The sequence below is a fragment of the Streptomyces fagopyri genome (genome assembly GCF_009498275.1).
GTDB classification, from domain to species: Bacteria; Actinomycetota; Actinomycetes; order Streptomycetales; family Streptomycetaceae; genus Streptomyces; species Streptomyces fagopyri.
In genome coordinates this window covers 7134631-7149098 of sequence record NZ_CP045643.1, presented here as the reverse complement: position 1 = coordinate 7149098, position 14468 = coordinate 7134631, and the positions used below count along the sequence as shown (strand labels likewise).

Sequence of the window (14468 nt, the reverse complement as noted above, 5' to 3'; positions counted from 1 at the left end):
CTGCGGTTCGGGGGTTTCTTGCCCACCGGTCCACGGGCTACCAGGGTATCAGCGACCCGGCGAGGCCGCTTCCGGCCACGCTCTGCACACACGTCGACACGAACCCCGCACGCCACTCACTCGATCGGCCCACCCGGGATACCGGGAGCGGCACGCGGATCTTCCACGTGCGTCGTATCCTGCTCGGACACTCGCTGCCGAGCCCGGCCGACACACGGCACCATCCCCGCCCGTATCCCGGAACAACGAAGGCTCGTCAGTTCGTTTCGCAACGACAATCGGACCAATAATTGACGTTCCGCAGCGACGCTTCACCAACGTTCTTACATTCAACCTTCTAACGTTTTGAACGTTCCCCTGACCGCAGAGCGACCGCCCCTCGCGGGGGGCGACGTGGCCGTTCGACTGGAGATGCACGTGGCCGGGCGCATCGAGGACTACGCACTCATCGGAGACATGCAGACCGCAGCGCTGGTCTGCCGGGACGGCACGGTGGACTGGCTGTGCCTGCCCCGCTTCGACTCCCATGCCATCTTCGCGGGACTGCTCGGCACGGAGGAACACGGATTCTGGCGGCTCGGCCCGGCCCACGCGGCCGACGCCGAACCGCCGACGGCGGCACGCCGCTCGTACCGCGGCGACTCGCTGATCCTCGAATCCGAGTGGGACACCCCCCGCGGCACGGTCCGCGTGACCGATTTCATGCCACCCCGCGACGGCGCGCCGCAGCTCATCCGCATCGTGGAAGGCGTCACGGGCCGCGTCCCGATGCGCTCCGCGCTGCGGATGCGGTTCAGCTACGGGCGCGTGGTGCCCTGGGTGCACAAGCACGAGGGACGCACGGTCGCCGTGGCCGGACCGGACTCGGTGTGGTTCGACACCCCCTGCGAGACCTACGGCAAGGCGCTGACCACGTACGCCGACTTCACGGTGGCACCCGGTGACCGGATCGCGTTCACCATCTCGTGGGAGCCCTCGCACAAGCAGCCCCCCGCGCTGCCCGAGCCCGAGCAGGCCCTGGAGGCCACCGAGGAGTTCTGGCGCGACTGGGTCGACCAGTGCACCTACCACGGCCCCTACCGCGAGGCCGTCGTCCGCTCGCTGATCACCCTCAAGGCCCTGACGTACGCGCCCACGGGCGGCATCGTGGCGGCGCCCACCACCTCCCTGCCGGAGGAGATCGGTGGCGTACGCAACTGGGACTACCGCTACACCTGGCTGCGCGACGCCGCGATCACTCTCTCCTCCCTGCTGCGCACCGGATACCGCGAGGAGGCCAGGGCCTGGCGCGAGTGGCTGCTGCGCGCGGTCGCGGGCGACCCGGAGAACCTCCAGATCATGTACGGCATCGCGGGCGAAAGGGAGTTGGGCGAGGCGGAACTCGACTGGCTTCCCGGATACGAGAATTCGGGCCCGGTACGGGTCGGCAACGGCGCCGCGCACCAGCTCCAGCTCGACGTGTACGGCGAGGTCACCGAGGCCCTGCACCTGGCCCACATGACCGGCCTGTCCCGCAACGACTACGCCTCGCTGCTCCAGTTGAAGCTGATCCGCTATCTGGAGGACCACTGGGACCAGCCGGACGAGGGCATCTGGGAGGTCCGCGGTCCGCGCCGGCACTTCGTGCACTCCAAGGTGATGGCCTGGGTCGCGGTCGACCGCACCATCAAGCTCATCGAGTCGGGCGACGCGGACGGACCCCTGGAGAAGTGGCGCGAACTGCGCGACGACATCCACCGGGACGTGTGCGAGAAGGGCTACGACAAGGAGCGCAACACGTTCACGCAGTCGTACGGCTCCAGGGAACTGGACGCCTCGCTGCTCCTCATCCCGCAGATGGGCTTCCTGCCGCCCGACGACAAGCGCGTGATCGGCACCATCGAGGCGATCCAGCGCGAGCTGTCCACCTCCGACGGCTTCATCCTGCGCTACCCGACCTCCGGTGAGGACGCGGGCGTGGACGGGCTGGAGGGCGACGAGGGCGCCTTCCTCGCGTGCTCGTTCTGGATGGCGGACGACCTGGCGATGATCGGCCGGGTCGACGAGGCCCGCAAGCTCTTCGAGCGGCTGCTGGCGCTCCGCAACGACCTGGGCCTGCTGGCCGAGGAGTGGGACCCGCGTCTCCAGCGCCAGGTGGGCAACTTCCCGCAGGCCTTCAGCCACGTGCCCCTGATCGACACGGCACTGAGGCTGACGGCGAGCGGGGCGTACGGCGGCTAGACCCTCCGGGACGGGACGAGGCGACATACGGCGGCCGCCGAACAGCGGCCGCCGTGGCCGTTGCGCGGGATGCCGCGCGGCGTGGCCGCACGGACGCGGCAGGGACGCCCTGGCACCGCCCTCGGCCCGGCGGACCCCCGGCGGCTCCGGCCTCGAAGGTGCCCGCGCACGGGGTGCGCGGGTAGCGTCCGCAGCATGGACAGCCGTACGGACAGCAGCTTCGACACCCAGGGCGCCGGAATCACCGTGCAGCGGGCACTGGAGCTGCCCGGGCTGCGCGGCGGGCTGCCCGAGATCCTCGCGGGAGCCGACCGGCTGCAGCGCACCGTGCGCTGGGTGCACGCGGGCGAGGTCCCGAACATCGCGTCACTGCTCAAGGGCGGCGAACTGCTCCTGACCACGGGCTACGGCCTCGGCACCCGCCCCGCCGACCAGCGCGCCTTCGTCCGGACGCTGGCCGAGCGCGGGATCGCGGCGCTCGTCGTCGAACTCGGCCCGCGTTTCGCCCGACTGCCCGCGGCCCTCGTCGAGACGGCCCGCTCGGCCGGCCTGCCCCTCGTCCAGCTGCACCGGGAAGTGCCGTTCGTCGCGGTCACGGAGGAGATCCACACCGAGATCGTCAACGGTCACTACGCGCTGCTCCAGCAGGCCGAGGAGGTGCACCGGCGCTGCACCGAGGCGCTCCTCGGCGGCGGCGGTGTCCCCCAGGTCCTGCGCATCCTGGCCGACTTCAGCGGCAACCCGGTCTTCCTGGAGACCCCGGACGGACAGCTCCTGTACGCCGCGGGATCCGGCTCCGCCGGCGCCGATCCGCTCCAGGTGTGGGAGGGGCTGCGCGGCCAGCACAAGGAACAGCCGCCCGCCGGGACGACGCTCGTGGACGTGCCGGGCGGCGGCCCCGGAACCGGCGCGGTGCGGGCCCGGCTGGTCCTGCTGCCGGTCGGCTCACCGATCGCTCCCGTGCACCGGATCGCAGCGGAGCGGGCCGCCGGCATCCTGGCCGTCGTGTTGATGCAGGCCCGCCAGGAGGAGGAACTCGCCGCACGTGGGCGCGGCGACTTCCTGACCGACCTCGCGGAGGGCCGTATCCAGGCGGAGGACGCCCCCGCCCAGGCCCGCGTGCTCGGTTTCAAGCCGGGCGGGAGCCCGCTTCTGCCCGTCGTGATGCGGCTCGCCGACGGCCTGTCCCCCGGCGGAGGCTGGGCGGTCCTGGCCCGGGCCGTCGCGGAGGAACTGGCCTCGGTGGGGGTACCGGTGCTGCTCGGCGTACGCCCCGTCGAGGGCCGTGTCCCGCTCCTGCTCGGCCTGCGTGCGGAGTCCGAGCGCCAGGCGGTCGCGGACCGGGTGGCACTGGCGCTGCGGACGGGCGTGGAGCGCGCGGGGATGCAGCGGCCCGGTGCGCTGCCCCCGGTGGTGGTGGTCGGCGTCGCGGGCGGCTGGGCGGCGGCCTCGGCGGGTCTGCGGCACGCGGCGGAGACGGCGACGGCCGCGCAGGGCCTGTCGGACCGCCCCTGGTACGACGCGCGCCGCCTCGACATCGACCTCCTCCTCTGGCGCCTGCGCGACCACCCGGACCTGGCGGCCTTCGTGGACCGGGCCATCGGCCCCCTGCGCGACCACGACCACCGTTCCAGGCCTCCGCTGCTGCCGACCCTGGAGACGTACCTGGCACACGCGGGCCGCAAGGCGGAGACGGCCCGCGAGCTGCATCTCAACCGGCAGACCCTCTACAACCGGCTCGCCAGGATCGGGGAGTTGCTGGGTACGGACCTGGACGACCCGCAGACGGTACTGGCGTTGAGCCTGGCACTACGGGCACGAAGGCACGTGTCCTGAATCCCGCGCGAGGAGCCGGACGCCGTCTGCCGAGGCCTCAGACGAGGGGCCGTACCTCGGTCAACTCGTCGTAGACGCTGAGCACTTGCGCCACCGTCTCGTCCTCGGTCGGCCAGCCGGCGGCCTGCCGCACTCCCCTCTCGCGGAGCAGCTCCCGGCGCGCCGGATCGCCGAGGAGCCGCACCACGGCCGCGGCGAGCGCCCCCGGGTCCGCGTACGGGACGAGTTCGGCGGCGTCACCCACGAGTTCGGGGATGCCGCCGACCGCGGTCGCCACCAGCGGCACGCCCGCGCGCAGGGCCTCCTGCGCGAGGACGGAACGGGATTCCCAGCCGCTCGACAGCAGCACGAGATCGGCGGCGGGCAGCAGCTCGGAGACGTCGTCACGCCGGCCGAGCAGCCGGACCGGCAGTTCCTCGTCCTCGACACGCCCCTGGAGGACCGTACGCAGTGGCCCCTCGCCGGCGATCACGAGGAGCGGCACGGGGTCGAGGTCCCGCCACGCGCGCGCGGCGTCCAGCAGGGTGCCGTATCCGCGGTGCCGGTCGAGGGAGCCCACCGCCATGAGCAACGGGCGTTCGGTGGCGCCGAGTTCGGCTCGCGCCTTGTGGCGCAGCCGGTCGGGGTCCCCGTGTTCGACGGCCTTGCGCGGTGCCGGGATCGCGACGGCGGAGAGCCGGGCGTCCCGGGCCCCGCGACTGCGGGCGCGGTCCACCAGGTCCGAGGAGGTGGCGAGGACGACGGCGGCGGCCCTCGCGACGCGCCGCTCCAGCAGACGCAGCAGATGGGCCCGCGCCCCCTCGGCCTGCGCACGGGTGTGCCAGGTGACGACGAGCGGGGTGTGCCGCCCGCTGAGCGCGAGCGCGGCCCGCAGCGCGGCGTGCAGCCCGTGCGCGTGCACGAGGTCGGCGTCCGCGCAGGCGATCCGCAGCGCCGCCACGGAGCCGGGGTCACCACTGCGGGCCACCGGGACGTGCCGGGCTCCCACATCGGTGAATCCGTACGTGCGCTCGGCCTCGGACGGGGCGCAGACGGTGACCCGCACGCCACGGGCGGCGAGGCCCGAGGCCAGCGACCGCACATGGGCGCTGCTGCCCGCGCTTCCGCCGCCGAGCACCTGCACGGTGCGCAGCGGCGACTGGCCGTGCGGTGGGTGGCTGCTCACGTGGGTCACGTGGCCGGGGCTCCTGGTTCGGCGTCGGACGGTCACGGAGAAACGTACAGAAAGGTCTGCGGAGGGGGCGTACCGCACGTAGTGCTCCGTGTACTGCGTCCAAGGATGCCAGGCCGTACGGGTGTTCCGGGACCGCCATCGGAGCGCCCCGCGCCGGACACCGACCCACTCGACGGCGCCTGTCACCCACACGGGTGAGCGGTTCGCTGCCCTCAGGCCGGGGCGGCCTGGCTCGGCGGGCCCCCGTCGCTCCCGCGGGGGACGGACGCCGAGGGGCGGAGGTGCCAGGGGGCGCGGGCGGCCCGTACGGGCGCGGAGGGCCGGTCCTGGCGCGGGCGCCGTCCGGCTCGCGCCACGGCGCTGACCTGTTCCCCGCACACCGTCGCGGCCACCAGTGCCACGGCGTGGGCGAGAAGTCCGGCCCGCCCGTTGCCCGCGACCACGGCGGTGCCCAGCGCGGCTCCGAGCGCGTGGGCGCCGGTGTCGCCGATCATCACGCGCTCGCCGAGATCGTCGGGGAGAACCGCGGCCGCTGCACCCGTCACGGCGGCGGCGAGCCTCCCGGAGCGCCCGCCCCGCAGCATTCCGGGCGCCCCCAGTGCCAGCACCGCGCCCGCGGCCCGCCCGGGACGCACATCGACGAGGTTCACGAAGTGCGCGCTCCCGGCGATCACCACTCCCGCGAGCAGCCGGTCCAGGGGCCGCTCCTTCAGCAGCGCCCCCGCCACCAGCCCGGCGGCCGAGATCCCGAACAACTTGACGGCACCACTGGTGACTTCGCCGTCCCGCAACGCCCCGAGATGCGCCCGGAACCCACGCCGCGGGTCACCGGCCCCGGCGATGTCGTCGTACGCGCCGCACGCACCGGCGGCCAGGACGGCGAATCCGGCCCCGCGGTGGGCCAGGGCGGCTCCGAACGCCGCGCCCACGGCGACCGCGGGACCCGCGTACAGCTCGACGGTGCGGCCGGCGTGGTTCGCGCGTTCCCAGCGACCGGGGCCGCCCGGCGGCTCGGCCCGCAGGGCGGCGAGAAGGGCGCGGGTGGTCGCGGCGGCGGTACCGAACACAGTGATCATGCGGGCCACTCCGGAGGCCGGGCGCGAAGCGCCGGGAGGGACGGACGGAGAACGGCCGCGGAGCGGCATCCGCGAACCGCGGCGGACGACGGACCACGCGGGCCGCCAGGGCCGCGGCCGCCGAGGCGGTCAAGCCGAGGCGCGGGGCCTGAACCCGGCCCGGGACACGGGGGTAGCGCCCGGCGCCACCGCGAGGGGCGGAGCCCGGCCAGGCCCGGGAGAGCCGGACGCCGACCGGGACGCGGGGCCGGACCCAGACCGGGGCGCGCGGCAGAGCGCAGCCGATGCACGGGCGGATCCCCTCCAGGACACGGGCCCCGAACCCCGGCCCGGCGAACCCCGGCCCGGCGAGGCGCGGCAGGGCCCCGGCGCGGCAGGGCCTCGGCGCGGCAGGGCCTCGGCGCGGCAGGGCCCCGGTCCGGCGCGCCGCGGGAGCGCGTGCACCGCCGGACGGCTACGCGTCGGCCCGAGCCGTGGCCAGCAACTCCTCCGCGTGGGCCCGAGCCGTCTGCGAGTCCTCCTGTCCCGCCAGCATCCGGGACAGCTCCCGGATGCGGTCCTCCCCCTCCAGCACCTTCACCCCGGACCGGGTCACCGACCCGTCGTTCGTCTTCTCGACCAGCAGTTGCCGGTCCGCGAACGCGGCCACCTGCGGAAGGTGCGTCACCACGACCACCTGAGCGCTTCTGGCGAGCCGCGCCAGCCGCCGCCCGATCTCGACCGCGGCCTTGCCGCCGACCCCGGCGTCGACCTCGTCGAAGAGATACGTCGGTACGGGATCGGTCCCCGCGAACACCACTTCCACCGCGAGCATCACCCGCGAGAGCTCACCGCCGGACGCCCCCTTGGCGATGGGCCGGGGCGGTGCGCCGGGGTGCGGCGCGAGCAGCAGCTCGACCTCGTCGACGCCTGCGGGCCCGTACGCGACGGTCCGCCCGCCGAGTTCCACGCCCTCGGGGTCGTCGGTCTGCCGGATCTCGAACGACACGCGTGCGTGCGGCATGGCGAGCGAGGCCAGCTCGGCGGTCACGGCAGCCGCGAACCGTTCCGCGGCCTCCGTCCGGGCGTCCGTCAACGCTTGTGCCAGTCCGCCCAGTTCGGCCCGGAGCGCGTCCCGCTCGGCGGTCAGCTCGCCGATCCGCTCGTCGTCGCCGTCGAGTTCGAGGAGTCGCGCGGCGCTCTGCTCCGCCCACGCCAGTACGGCGTCGACGTCCTCGCCGTACTTCCGCGTCAGCTGGGTGAGCGCGGCCCGGCGCTCCTCGACCGCCGACAGTCGCAGCGGATCGGCGTCGAGGTCGTCGGCGTACCCGGCCAGTTCTCCCGCCACGTCGCGCAGCAGGATGTTGATCTCCCCGATCCGTCCGGACAGCCCGGCGAGCGCGGAGTCGTGCGCGCGTACGGCCTCCAGGGCCCGGTGGGCACCCGCGACGAGGGTCGCCGCGTCGATGCCCTCGGGGTCCTCCGGATTGCCGGCGAGCGCCGCGTGCGCGGCGATGGCGGCCGAAGCCAGCGCCTCCGCGTGGCCGAGCCGCTCGGCCTCCGCGGACAGTTCCGTGTCCTCGCCCGAGCGCGGCTCCACCGCCGCGATCTCCTCGAGCCCGAAGCGCAGCATGTCGGCTTCCTGGGCCCGCTCACGAGCGCGGGTGGTGATCTCGTCCAGTTCCGTCGTGATCGCCCGCAGCCGGCGGTAGGCACCGGCGTACTTGGCGAGCGGCGCGGCGACCGCGTCCCCGGCGTACCGGTCGAGGGCCTGCCGTTGCCGGGACAGTTTGAGCAGCCCCTGCTGATCGGTCTGTCCGTGCACGGCGACCAGCTCGTCGGCGAGTTCGGCCAGTACGCCCACGGGCACCGACCGTCCGCCGATGTGCGCCCGGGAGCGTCCTTCGGCCGAAACGGTACGGCTGATCAGCAGCGCTCCGTCGTCGAGTTCGGCTCCCGCCTCCTCGGCCCGCCGGATCGCCGTTCCTCCCGTGGGTACGGCGATCCGGCCCTCGACGACGGCGTTCTTGGCGCCGATCCGTACGAGGGCGGGGTCCGCGCGCCCACCGAGCAGCAGCCCGAGGCTGGTGACCACCATCGTCTTGCCCGCACCGGTCTCACCCGTCACGGCGGTGAAGCCGGGCGACAATTCGACGACTGCGTCGTCGATGACTCCGAGCGACCGTATCCGCATCTCCTCCAACACGGACACGACCTTACGAGGTCAGGGACCCGATGTGCGACGGGCCCTGCCCTGCTTGTGCGAAGGCGCAGGTGACGGGGCTCACCCGGGGACGTGTGTCACCCGCTGGGGTGGGGTTTCCCGCTGGTGGTCCCGCCGGGTCCGTACGGGGCCGTGGACCGGGCGCCGCGCGGCCCGTACCGCCGGGTGCGCCCTGCGGGCTCCCGGGCCCGCCACGGGGTCGCACGGGCCCGCAGGCTCTCCCTCAGGCCACCAGCCCCCATGTCCCCGCAGGACCGGTCATGGGCACCGTGGGCGTCCGTGGGTCCGTGGGTCCGTGGGATTCCACGGGCCTCCTGACGGCCTCGGGAGCGGCGCGAGGGGTTCGCCCGCCACCACGGTGACCGTGACGGCGACGAACCCCTCGCCCACTTCCCTTCGCGCGCCCGCCAGGCGGTCGTGCCGCCACGGCGGCACGGCTCAGTGCGGCGCGCCCCGCCACCCGGCCACCGGCAGCGCGAACTTCGCGACCAGCCGGTCGGTGAACGACGCGTGGTGCAGCCGTGCGAGCCGCACCGGAACGGCACCGCGCCGTACCTCGACCCGCGCTCCCGGCGGCAGCTCCACCGTGCGCCGCCCGTCGCACCACAGCACCCCGGGCGGAATGTGCGGCAGCACCTCCACCGCGAGCACGGAGTCGGGCGAGGTCACCAGCGGCTTGGCGAACAGCGCGTGCGCGCTGATCGGCACCATCAGGAGCGCCTCGACCTCCGGCCACACCACGGGCCCGCCCGCGGAGAAGGCGTACGCCGTGGACCCGGTGGGGGTCGCGCAGACGATGCCGTCGCAGCCGAAGCCGGTGACCGGCCGTCCGTCGATCTCCAGGATGACCTCCAGGAGCTTCTCGGCGGACACCTTCTGCACGGCGGCCTCGTTCAGCGCCCAGTCGGTGTGCACGATGTCGCCGTTGCGGTGCACGACGACGTCGACGGTCATCCGCTCCTCGACCTCGTACGCCTTGGTGACCACCCGGTCGACGACCTTGTCGAGGTCGTCGCGCTCGGCCTCGGCGAGGAACCCGACGCTGCCGAGGTTGACGCCGAGCATCGGGACACCGGACGCGCGGGCGAACTCGGCGCCGCGCAGCAGCGTCCCGTCACCGCCGAGCACGATCAGCAGTTCGCACCCGTCGAGGCACTGCGGGGTGGCCTCCCGGACGAGCTCCACCTCGGGCGGCAGCGGCAGGTCCGCCGCCTCCGCCTCCAGGACACGGACCCCGAGTCCGGAGCGCAACAGCCCCTGGACGACGAGTTCGGCGCTGCGGATCGCAGCGGGCCGCCCGGTGTGGGCGAGCAGGAAAACAGTACGAGCTCGGGTCTGTGTCAACGCGGCCCCTCCGCCACTGCACGGTCTACGTCGGCCGGGTCGAGTTCGGGCGACCCGGCACGCAGCCAGAGAAAGTACTCGACATTGCCCGAGGGACCGGGCAGCGGACTGGCGGTCACGCCCTCCACCCCGAGTCCCAGTTCCGCGGCCCGTCCGGCCACGCCGCGCACCGCCTCGGCGCGCAGTTCCGGACTGCGTACGACTCCACCACTGCCCAGTCGTTCCTTCCCCACCTCGAACTGCGGCTTGACCATCATCACCAGATCGGCGTCGGGCGCAGCGCACCGCACGAGGGCGGGCAGCACCAGTCCGAGCGGGATGAAGGACAGATCCCCGACAACAAGGTCCACGGGCTCCCCATCGATCGCCTCCAACGTCAACTCGCGTACGTTCGTACGGTCCTTGACGGTGACGCGTTCATCGCTCTGCAGCGACCAGGCGAGTTGACCGTAGCCGACGTCGACGGCGACGACATGGGCGGCGCCCGCGCGCAGCAGCACGTCGGTGAAGCCTCCGGTGGAGGCTCCCGCGTCCAGCGCGCGCCGCCCCTCGACCCGCAGGCCCCGGGGCACGAAGGCCGCCAGCGCGCCCGCGAGCTTGTGCCCGCCGCGCGACACGTAGTCGGGGTCGTTGTCGTCCTGGGTGACGACGATCGCGGCCGCGGTCTCCACCTGGGTGGCGGATTTGGTCGCCAGGGTCTTGCCGACGGTGACCCGGCCCGCAGCGATCAGCTGGCCCGCGTGTTCGCGCGAGCGGGCGAGTTTCCGGCGGACCAGCTCGGCGTCGAGGCGGCGGCGTGCCACTCCTGCCACGTTCGGTTCAGCTCCTGCGGTCGTACGAAGGGGGCGCCGGAGGTCCCGGGCGGGCGTCGAGCGCGGTCAGCGCGTCACGCAGCCCCCGGTGCACATCCTCGTACACCTCCAGGTGTCCGTCCGTGGCGAGGTGGTCGGCGTCGCCCAGCCGGTCGAGCTGTGCGTCCACCTCGGCGCTCCCCGTGGGAACGCGTTCCACGTCCAGCGGGGCCGGCGCGGCGGGGTCGTACGCGGGTTCGGCGGGGTCCCGTACGTCCGGAGTGTCCTCCGCGGGCACCCCGGCCTCGGCCTCCGGCACGACCCCGGACTCCGGCACTGACTCGTTCATGCCCCGACGCTACCCCGAAGCGCTGCGGTACGGTCGATCACGATGGCGACGACTGAGGAGTGCCGTGCGGCGCTCGACAAGCTCTCGGACAACCTGGCGGGTGCCGAAGGGGACGTGCGCGGAGCGGCGGCCCTGGACCGTTCGCTGAGCTGCCGTATCACCGACCTCGACATCACCTTCGTGGGGCGTCTCGAGGACGGCCGGATCGAGGTGCTGGACACGATCTCGGGTCCGCCTCGCGAGAAGGCCCAGATCCGGCTCACCATGAGCGGCGACGACCTGATCGCGATGGTGAACGGCAACCTGCACTTCGCGAAGGCGTGGGGTTCGGGCCGGGTGAAACTGGAGGCGGGCCTGCTGGACCTGTTCCGGCTCAGGAGCCTTCTCTAGATCCGGCGGACCCGGTGGCCTGCTCATCCGGCAACCGACGCGTCCCGTCCGCATCCGGCAACCGACGAGTCCCGTCCACACCCGGCAGCCGGCCGATCCGGCCGGTCAGGAGCCTTCCGCCGCCGACACCGCGACGCGTGCCTTGCGGGCCGCCGGGACCACCAGCGGCGTCCCCGTCTCCGGGTCGTCGATGACCTGGCAGCGCAGCCCGAAGACCTCCTCGACCAGCTCGGCCGTCACGATGTCCCGGGGCGCGCCCTCGGCGACGACCCGGCCGTCGCGCAGGGCGATGAGGTGGGTGGCGTACCGGGCGGCGTGGTTGAGGTCGTGCAGGACCGCGACCAGCGTCCGGCCCCGCTCCTCGTGGAGTTCGGCGCAGAGGTCGAGCACGTCGATCTGGTGCTGGATGTCGAGGTAGGTGGTCGGTTCGTCGAGCAGCAGCAGCGGGGTCTGCTGGGCGAGGGCCATCGCGATCCAGACGCGCTGCCGCTGACCGCCCGACAGTTCGTCGACATAGCGATCGGCCAGTTCGGCCACTCCGGTCGAGGCCATCGACTCCCGTACGACCCGCTCGTCCTCCGTCGACCACTGGCGCAGCAGCCCCTGGTGCGGATAGCGGCCCCGGCCGACCAGATCACCGACCGTGATCCCGTCCGGCGCGATCGACGACTGCGGGAGCAGTCCGAGCGTCCTGGCCACCTTCTTCGCGGGCATCGACTGGATGACCTGCCCGTCGAGCAGCACCCGCCCCTCGGAGGGCTTGAGCATCCGGGACAGGGCCCGCAGCAATGTCGACTTGCCGCACGCGTTCGGGCCGACGATCACGGTGAAGGAGTTGTCGGGGATCTCCACCGACAGTTTCTCCGCGATGACGCGCTGGTCGTAGCCGAGGGTGACATTGTCGGCGGACAGGCGGTTCACAGTGCTCCTCTGGGGGTTCTCGTTCGCGGGGGCGCTCATGTCCGGCCCGCTCATATCCGGCCCGCCTTGCGCTCGGTGACGAGCAGCCACAGCAGATAGATCCCGCCGAGCACTCCGGTGACGACGCCCACGGGCAGCTGGTCGGCGCCGAAGGCCCGCTGCGAGGCCCAGTCCGCGACGATCAGCAGGGCGGCGCCCATGCACATCGACGGCACCAGGTTGGGTCCGGGTGAGCGGGTCAGGCGCCGGGCGAGCTGCGGCGCGGTGAGCGCCACGAAGCCGACCGGACCGGCGGCGGCGGTGGCACCCGCGGTGAGCAGGACCGCGGACAGCATCATCAGCAGGCGTACGCGCTCCACCCGCACCCCGAGTGCGTACGACACGTCGTCACCCATCTCCATCATGCGCAGCCCCCGCGCGTTGGCGAGGACGAGCGGCACCAGGACGGCGCACATCGCCAGCAGCGGCCACACCTGGGCCCAGTCACGGCCGTTGAGGGACCCGGTCATCCAGACGACCGCGCGGGCCGCGTCGACGAGGTCCGCCTTGGTGAGCAGATAGCCGTTGACCGCGGTGACGATCGCGGAGACGCCGATACCGACCAGGACCAGCCGGTAGCCGTGCACGCCCCGCTTCCAGGCGAGCAGATAGATGGCGACCCCGGTCACCAGGCCGCCGACGAGTGCTCCGAGGGCGACCTGGTTCGCGGTCCCCGAGAACAGCACGATCATGATCAGCGCGCCCGCCGTCGCCCCCTGCCCCAGGCCGAGGACGTCCGGGCTGCCCAGGGGATTGCGGGAGACGGACTGGAAGATCGCCCCGCCGAGTCCGAGCGAGGCCCCGACCAGGAGGCCGACGAGCACCCGAGGCAGCCGCAGGTCGTTCACGATGAACTCCTGGCCCGCGTTCCCGTCGCCGGCCAGTGTCCTGAGGACATCGACGGCCGGGATCGGGAAGTCGCCGGTGCCGATGAGCACCACGCTCGCGGCGAGCGCGGCCACCATCAGCAGCACGACGACGACGAGCGCCCGCACGTCGAACCGGACCGACAGTCCGCCGCGCGCGCGTAGGGATCGAGTACGTGTCGTGCTCACAGCTGGGCCGTCCTCCGCCGTCGTACGAGGTAGATGAAGACCGGGCCGCCGAGGACCGCGGTGACGATGCCGACCTGGAGTTCCGCGGGCCGGGCGATGATCCGCCCCGTCACGTCGGCGCCGAGCAGCAGCACCGGCGACAGCAGGGTCGCGTACGGCAGGATCCAGCGCAGGTCCGGGCCGGTGAAGGACCGTACGGCGTGCGGAACCATCAGCCCGACGAAGACGATCGGCCCGCAGGCGGCCGTCGCGGCGCCGCACAGCACGGTGGCGGCAGCCATGGACAGCGCACGGGTGCGGTTCAGGTTGGCGCCGAGCGCGCGGGCGGTGTCGTCGCCCATGGCCATGGCGTTCAGCGGCCGGGCGAGGCCCAGCGCGAGCACCGTGCCGGCCACCAGGAACGGCAGCACCTGCCTGATGGTCGAGTCCGTCGCCGAGGCCAGCGAACCGACCGTCCAGAAGCGCATCTTGCCCAGCGCCGCGTCATCCATGATCATCACGGCCTGGAGATAGCCGTAGAGGGCGGCGCTGATCGCGGTGCCGGCGAGCGCGAGCCGCACCGGGGTGGCGCCCCGGCTGCCGCCGAGGAACCAGACCAGTGCGCCGACCGCGGCCGCGCCGAAGAAGGCGAACCAGACGTATCCGCTCACGCTGGTGACACCGAAGTACGTGATGGCGGTGACGACCGCGGCGGACGCGCCGGCATTGATCCCGAGCAGTCCGGGATCGGCCAGCGGGTTGCGGGTGAGCGCCTGCAGGACGGCACCCGACAACCCGAGCGCGGCGCCGACGAGCAGTCCGAGGACGGTACGCGAGAGCCGGTCGCCCACGACGACGTCGGCATACGTCCCCGTGTCGTGGAACAGGCCGTGCCAGACCTGGTCCAACGGCACTGCTTTCGCACCGATCGCGATGCTCGCCAGCGCGACGAGCACGAGGACTGCCGCGGACACGACGAGCCCGACGGCACGTATCGCCCAGCGGTTCGGGGGCGCGGGGGCGGTCTCCGCGCGCTGTTCAGGGGGGCTGTCGACCAACACCTGGTTAGGTTAGCCTACCCTCGCTGGGGC

At 73.2% G+C, this 14468-nt stretch carries 11 protein-coding genes and 1 pseudogene; 3 read left to right on the top strand and 9 right to left on the bottom strand.

All coding sequences use genetic code 11. The features are described from left to right. The first annotated feature begins 417 nt into the window (after positions 1 to 417). Both GFH48_RS30895 and GFH48_RS30890 read left to right on the top strand, forming a co-directional pair. On the top strand, positions 418 to 2220 hold the full coding sequence (locus tag GFH48_RS30895; protein ID WP_194280903.1) for a glycoside hydrolase family 15 protein: 1803 nt from the start codon (positions 418 to 420) through the stop codon (positions 2218 to 2220). A 195-nt stretch (positions 2221 to 2415) separates the two neighbouring features. Continuing rightward, on the top strand, positions 2416 to 4056 hold the full coding sequence (locus tag GFH48_RS30890) for a PucR family transcriptional regulator (protein WP_153291381.1): 1641 nt from the start codon (positions 2416 to 2418) through the stop codon (positions 4054 to 4056). Positions 4057 to 4093: 37 nt separating this feature from the next. Here the strand turns inward: GFH48_RS30890 and GFH48_RS30885 are convergent, their stop codons facing one another. From GFH48_RS30885 to GFH48_RS30860, 6 genes and pseudogenes are all read right to left on the bottom strand, one after another. After that, a complete protein-coding gene (locus tag GFH48_RS30885; protein WP_153291380.1) occupies positions 4094 to 5230 on the bottom strand; it encodes a glycosyltransferase family 4 protein in 1137 nt (378 codons plus the stop codon). 344 nt (positions 5231 to 5574) lie between these two features. After that, positions 5575 to 6306, bottom strand: a pseudogene (locus GFH48_RS30880) (hypothetical protein); the annotation flags it as partial. Positions 6307 to 6760: 454 nt separating this feature from the next. Continuing rightward, entirely contained in the window at positions 6761 to 8479 is a 1719-nt protein-coding gene (gene recN / locus GFH48_RS30875; protein ID WP_153293195.1) for a DNA repair protein RecN, read from the bottom strand. 468 nt (positions 8480 to 8947) lie between these two features. Continuing rightward, positions 8948 to 9853: an NAD kinase gene (locus GFH48_RS30870; RefSeq protein ID WP_153291379.1), complete on the bottom strand. Its 906-nt coding sequence runs from the start codon at positions 9851 to 9853 to the stop codon at positions 8948 to 8950. Then, positions 9850 to 10665, bottom strand: a complete 816-nt coding sequence (locus GFH48_RS30865) for a TlyA family RNA methyltransferase (protein ID WP_153291378.1) — start codon at positions 10663 to 10665, stop codon at positions 9850 to 9852. The genes GFH48_RS30870 and GFH48_RS30865 overlap by 4 nt, the downstream gene beginning before the upstream one ends. Before the next feature lie 7 nt (positions 10666 to 10672). Further along, positions 10673 to 10993 carry a hypothetical protein gene (locus GFH48_RS30860; RefSeq protein WP_194280724.1) on the bottom strand — a complete coding sequence of 107 codons (321 nt, stop codon included), beginning with the start codon at positions 10991 to 10993 and terminating at the stop codon, positions 10673 to 10675. A 42-nt stretch (positions 10994 to 11035) separates the two neighbouring features. Between GFH48_RS30860 and GFH48_RS30855 the strand changes: the two genes are divergently transcribed. Continuing rightward, complete coding sequence (locus GFH48_RS30855) at positions 11036 to 11383, top strand: SCP2 sterol-binding domain-containing protein (protein WP_153291377.1); 348 nt, start codon at positions 11036 to 11038, stop codon at positions 11381 to 11383. 105 nt (positions 11384 to 11488) lie between these two features. Here the strand turns inward: GFH48_RS30855 and GFH48_RS30850 are convergent, their stop codons facing one another. Genes GFH48_RS30850 through GFH48_RS30840 form a run of 3 tightly spaced genes read right to left on the bottom strand, consistent with a single transcriptional unit; the run spans position 11489 to position 14438 of the window. After that, positions 11489 to 12343, bottom strand: a complete 855-nt coding sequence (locus GFH48_RS30850) for an ABC transporter ATP-binding protein (protein ID WP_153291376.1) — start codon at positions 12341 to 12343, stop codon at positions 11489 to 11491. A gap of 11 nt (positions 12344 to 12354) precedes the next feature. Next, the gene (locus tag GFH48_RS30845) at positions 12355 to 13398 is read right to left on the bottom strand and encodes a FecCD family ABC transporter permease (RefSeq protein ID WP_153291375.1); all 1044 of its coding nucleotides are present in this window, start codon (positions 13396 to 13398) and stop codon (positions 12355 to 12357) included. Next, positions 13395 to 14438, bottom strand: a complete 1044-nt coding sequence (locus GFH48_RS30840; protein ID WP_153291374.1) for a FecCD family ABC transporter permease — start codon at positions 14436 to 14438, stop codon at positions 13395 to 13397. Before GFH48_RS30840 ends, GFH48_RS30845 begins: the two co-directional genes overlap by 4 nt. Positions 14439 to 14468: the final 30 nt, after the last annotated feature.